Here is a 5,633-nt window from a genome sequence, read left to right as displayed (position 1 = left end):
CACATTGTTTTAAAGGAATTAATAAGAAAAGTTCGAAACATATAGTATTGAAAGCAAAAACTACATAATTTATAGCACATCATTGCAGTAAGTAATTGTGAAAGAAAGGAGATAAATATGCATAAACTTCAAACGAATAAAGGCGCGCGGTATTTTATGGTTGCTTTTATTGTTTTGTTTCTTATTATGCTTTTGCGTTTTTTCTATATTCAGGCAGTAGGAGTGCTGCATAATGTGAATGTAAAAGATCTAGCGAATGAACAACATAATAAAAATGGTGTTTTGGAAGCGAATCGCGGCACAATATATGATCAAGCTGGAAAAGTGCTAGTCCAAGATTCCACAACGTATCGTGTTGTTGTGAATTTAAAAGGAACAAATAAAGTGAAAAATAAAGATGAAACAGCAGGGCGATTAGCTGATGCACTTGAAATTGATAAAGAGGACGTATTAAAAAATTTTCATGAGGGACGTACGCAAGTTGAAATTGGAAAAGTTGGCCGGAATTTATCTAGAGAAAAGAAAGAACAAATTAAAAATTTAAAAATTCCAGGTGTATCCTTTATGTCAGAGAAAGCAAGAGTATATCCAAATGAAGATTTTGCATCCTATATACTTGGTTTTGCTAGACCAGACGATAAAGGAGATACAGAAGGGAAATTTGGACTTGAAAAGAGTCTGGATAAATATTTGCGCTCGACAAATGGGAAAATAGAATATGTGGGAGCACCAAGAGGGATCCCACTTACAAATGATATAGGGAAAATAGAACCCGCTAAACATGGAAATAATGTGTATCTTACGCTTGATAAACAAATTAATAGTTTTTTAGAGGAAGCGATAAATAAGGCGCAAGAACACTATGATCCTTCTATGTTATTAGGGATTATAGCGGATCCAAAGACTGGAAAAGTTTTAGCAATGTCTAGTAAACCTAGTTTTAATCCTAATAAAGGCGATATCGAATATTTTTTAAATGATCCAATCGCAAATGCATACGAACCAGGTTCAACAATGAAAATATTTACGCTAGCTGCTGCAATTAATGAAGGTGTATATAACGGAAAAGAATATTTCCAATCCGGAAAATATTCCGTTGGTTCATCTGATATTAAAGATCATAATGGTGGATTTGGATGGGGATCTATTACATTTGATGAGGGTTTTGAAAGATCATCAAATGTAGCTTTTTCTATTTTAGAAGATCAGTTATTGAAACCGGATAAATTTAAGCAATATATGAATAAATTTGGATTCAACCAAAAAACCGGTATAGATTTACCTGGTGAAAGTAAAAATACTTTATTATTAAATACACAAATTCAACAAGTTACAACTTCTTTTGGGCAAGGTTCTACAGTAACTCCGATTCAATTAATTCAAGCAGCTACTGCTATAGCTAATGACGGGAAAATGATGCAACCATATATCGTTGACAAAGTTGTAAATCCAACAAACAAACAAGTTATTATGGAAAATCAACCGAAAGAAACTGGAAATCCGATAAAAAAAGAGACTGCGGACAAGGTAAGAGACTTAATGGAGCGTGTTATTACGTCTTCAAAAGGTACCGGTACTATGTATAAAGTCGATGGTTATCCAATAGGCGGTAAGACAGGAACAGCACAAATTCCGAATCCTGAAAATGGACGTTATATGGAAGGGAAAGAAAATTTTATTTTTTCATTTTTAGGAATGGCTCCGATTGATGACCCAGAGTTAATTGTATACTTAGCTATTAAGCAGCCAAAGTTAAAGGGAGATGAGTATGGAGCTCAGCCACTTGCTGAAATATTTAAACCAGTTATGAAAAATAGCCTTGAATATTTAAAGGTGAAGCCATATACAGAGAAACAAATGGCAGATGCAACGAAGCGATCCCAATTAAAAGTACAAAATTATGTCAATCAATCAATGGATACAGTAGAGAATAGTGTGAAAAAAGAGAGGCTCCAACCGATAATATTAGGAGAAGGAAAAATAAAAAAACAATATCCGCAGTCTGGTGAAGTAATGAGTGAAGGAGATCGTATATTTTTATTAGGAAACAACGCAAAAATGCCTAATTTACAAGGGTGGTCCATGCGTGATGTTATGTATTTCTCTAAGCTATTAAAATTAGATTTAAAAACTACAGGTACGGGCTATGTAACGAGTCAAAGCATTGAAAAGGGACAAGATATACAAGAAGGCGATGCATTAGAACTGAACTTAGAACCACCTTTACAACCGTTAACAGAGGCGAATACAAATTAACTCGTAAAGTAAAGGGTCTAAATAAAATAGGCTCTTTTCTTATAGATTTAAGTAATTTCACGCACCGTAATTTTTAGAAAAAATAATAAATAAAAAAATAGTAGTAATGTTTCGTTAAATATCTGATTATTTCTTATTTACAGTTAAATATTTCTGTGATAATATGGAAAAAATTAAATGCAGTGAAGAGAAGAGTAAATAAAATGAATTTTTTACAGAGAGCTCCACTTAGCTGAAAAGGAGTAAAAATTCTTTATTGAATCAAGCCTCTGAGCAGCGCATCGGAACCTTTTATTAGGGGGTGGTGTGACGGGAGCTCCCGTTATAGAGCTATGGTATAAGCATGAATTACAATGCAGTACCTGATAAGGTTAATATGGCGACATATTAACAAACTAGGGTGGCACCGCGATGATAAATCTCGTCCCTAAGGCTAAAAGTCTTGGGGGTGGGATTTTTTTATTGTTTTAAAACAATTTGGAAAGCGGGGGCCTATAATGAAAAACTTACTTAAAGATTGGAAATATCCTTTATTACTACTGTCTGGCGTTGGTATTGCAAATTTAGGGGCGTGGATTTACTTAATAGCACTGAATGTACTTGTCTATAATATGGGTGGTTCAGCCTTAGCTGTTGCTACTTTATATGTAATTCAACCATTAGCCGCTTTATTTACAAACGCTTGGTCAGGAAGTATGATTGATCGTTTAAATAAACGGAAGTTAATGATTCACCTCGATATATATCGTGCGGTATTTATCGCTATTTTACCTTTACTTCCATCACTTTGGATTGTGTATGTATTCGTATTCTTTATAAGTATGGCCAGTGCGATTTATGAGCCAACTGCTATGACATATATGGCGAAATTAATACCAGTAGAGAAAAGACAACGCTTCAACTCATTACGTAGTTTAATTGGATCCGGTGCATTTTTAATTGGTCCAGCGATAGCAGGCGTATTGTTAATAGCAAGTACACCAGAGTTTGCTATATATATGAATGCTATAGCATTTCTCTTATCAGGAGTAATTACATTGCTACTACCTAATCTTGATAAAAAATTCGATATTACTATGTCAAACGATAAGTTATCTTTAGCTGTACTAAAAAAAGATTGGAACATCGTTTTAAATTTCAGTAAAAAATCTTTATATATCGTTTTTGTATACTTCTTATTTCAAGGAATGATGGTTTTAGTGGCCGCAACTGATTCACTTGAATTGTCATTTGCAAAAGAAGTTTTATTGTTAACAGATAGTGAATATGGCTTTTTAGTTAGTATCGCTGGAGCTGGGTTTATTTTAGGAGCCATTACAAATACAATTTTATCAAAAAAATTAACACCTTTATTTTTAATTGGAATAGGATCATTATTCATCGCAATCGGTTATTTAATTTATGCTTTTTCAAATGAGTTTTTAATGGCTACTATTGGATTCTTTATTTTATCTTTCTCTATGGCGTATGCAAATACAGGATTTAACACCTTTTATCAAAATAATGTCCCTGTCCATATGATGGGACGGATTGGGAGTATATATGAGCTTGTGATTGCGGGCATCACCATTTTAATTACGATATTGTTCGGAGTTGCAACTCAATTTATTTCTATACAACTTGTCGTTATTGTAGGATCATTCGTAATGCTACTTATAACTATCATATTGTGTGTATTTACTTTTTTGCCAACACAGTCTAAGGCGCATTCCTCTGAGTCAATCAATTCAAAATAGTTCTCTTGGTTTTGATTTAAGGTATTCAATAGGAGGTTTCACCCTCCTATATATGGAAATATAAGAAGGGTGAACAATATTGATAAACGAGGGTGGTTTTTGTAATGAAAACAAAAGATCAAATAGACAACATTGTAAGAGAAATGCATCGGCAAATAGATTTCTCTGGGGTAATTTTAGTGAAAGAAGAAAAAGGCATAGCCTATGAAGAGGCGTTTGGTTACGCAAATCGAAATGAATGTATAAACAATACGCTACAAACAAAGTTTGGAATTGCCTCCGGTTGTAAAATATTCACTGCTATCGGTATCTGTCAACTTGTTGAAAAAGGTGTAATTACTTTTCAGACAAAGTTAAAAGAGTGTTTACGTATTAATTTTCCAAACTTTAATGAAGAGATTACAATACATCATCTTTTGACGCATAGTTCGGGTATTCCGGATTATTTTGATGAAAGTGTTATGGATAACTTCGAAGATCTTTGGAAGCAAATTCCTATGTATCTATTAAAAAGTTTAAAAGACTTTTTACCATTATTTCAAAATAGAGATATGATGTTTACGCCAGGGAGTAAGTTTCACTACAACAATGCTGGGTTTATCATACTTGGATTAATAATCGAAGAACAGACAGGACTTAAATTTACGGAGTATATAGAAAAAAACATTTTTAATCCAATTGGTATGAATGATTCTGGCTATTTCTCATTAGATAGATTACCAAGACAGACAGCTCTCGGTTATATAAAAAATGAAATAAACCAAAATTGGAGAACAAATGTCTACTCTATACCCATAATAGGAGGTTCTGATGGTGGAGCTTTTATTACTGCGCCAGACATGCTGAAGTTTTGGGAAGCGTTATTTAACAATGAAATCATAAGCCGAGAATATACAAAAATACTTTTAACTCCTCACATTCAAGTAAATAAGAATCAGTCTTACGGCTATGGAGTATGGATTGAAACAAGAGAAAACAAGGTATTTAAATATCATGTAATGGGATATGATCCAGGCGTCAGTTTTCGCTCAGCCGTATATCCAGACTTAGGAATTACATTAGTTATTCCGTCAAATAAAGGGGCGGGACCCGAAAAATTAATGAAAGAAATAGAAGGAGCTTTTTAATTATATGGATATAGAAATTAGAGCGTATAAAAAAGAGGATGAAACTGGTTGGGTACGTTGCCGTGTGTTATCTTTTTTAGATACAGTTTATTACGATAATGTATTTAGAGAAAAGGAAAAATATGAACATCCGGCTATAGAACTAGTAGCTGTATATGAAAATCAAATTGTAGGTTTAATAGATATCGAATATGAATTAGAAGAACGTACAGTTTGTTCAAGAGGAACTGGTCTTGGTGGTATGATTTGGCATATTGCAGTTCATCCGGATTTCCGTAGAATGAAGATTGGTAATCAACTATTAAATGAAGCAGAAAAGTTAGCAAAAGAACTTAACCTAAACCGCCTGGAAGCCTGGACTAGGGACGACCTATGGGTACATGGATGGTACGAAAATAACGGATTTGTAAACATAGATTCATATTTACATGTATATTCCAATCATACAGATGAGATAAAAGGTGGAATAAAAAGTAATATAGATCAGTTATATCCAGTTCAAACATTTGCTCAT

General features: G+C 33.5%; 4 protein-coding genes and 1 other annotated feature. All 4 genes read left to right on the top strand.

Features of this window, described 5'->3' with window-relative positions:
- Positions 1-117 precede the first annotated feature (117 nt).
- Positions 118-2,256 carry a penicillin-binding protein gene (locus KI369_RS25725; protein WP_212958232.1) on the top strand — a complete coding sequence of 713 codons (2,139 nt, stop codon included), beginning with the start codon at positions 118-120 and terminating at the stop codon, positions 2,254-2,256.
- Positions 2,257-2,429: 173 nt separating this feature from the next.
- Positions 2,430-2,688 (top strand) — a binding site (T-box leader).
- Positions 2,689-2,753: 65 nt separating this feature from the next.
- Positions 2,754-3,992 (top strand): MFS transporter, encoded by a 1,239-nt coding sequence (locus KI369_RS25720; RefSeq protein ID WP_212958230.1) that lies wholly within the window; start codon positions 2,754-2,756, stop codon positions 3,990-3,992.
- A gap of 104 nt (positions 3,993-4,096) precedes the next feature.
- Positions 4,097-5,119, top strand: coding sequence for a serine hydrolase domain-containing protein (locus KI369_RS25715; protein ID WP_212958228.1), 1,023 nt, complete (start codon positions 4,097-4,099; stop codon positions 5,117-5,119).
- A gap of 4 nt (positions 5,120-5,123) precedes the next feature.
- The coding region (locus tag KI369_RS25710; RefSeq protein ID WP_212958226.1) for a GNAT family N-acetyltransferase at positions 5,124-5,633 on the top strand (510 nt) is incomplete at its 3' end.

The organism is Bacillus sanguinis, assembly GCF_018332475.1.
GTDB classification, from domain to species: domain Bacteria; phylum Bacillota; class Bacilli; order Bacillales; family Bacillaceae_G; genus Bacillus_A; species Bacillus_A sanguinis.
The sequence above is the reverse complement of the archived record's forward strand: the minus strand, read 5'-3'. Positions and strand labels throughout refer to the sequence as shown.

What these genes read in the sequence shown, in the direction of transcription:
- KI369_RS25725 (WP_212958232.1), top strand. Translation starts at nt 118, where the DNA reads ATGCATAAACTTCAAACGAATAAAGGCGCGCGGTATTTTATGGTTGCT.
- KI369_RS25720 (WP_212958230.1), top strand. Translation starts at nt 2,754, where the DNA reads ATGAAAAACTTACTTAAAGATTGGAAATATCCTTTATTACTACTGTCT.
- KI369_RS25715 (WP_212958228.1), top strand. Translation starts at nt 4,097, where the DNA reads ATGAAAACAAAAGATCAAATAGACAACATTGTAAGAGAAATGCATCGG.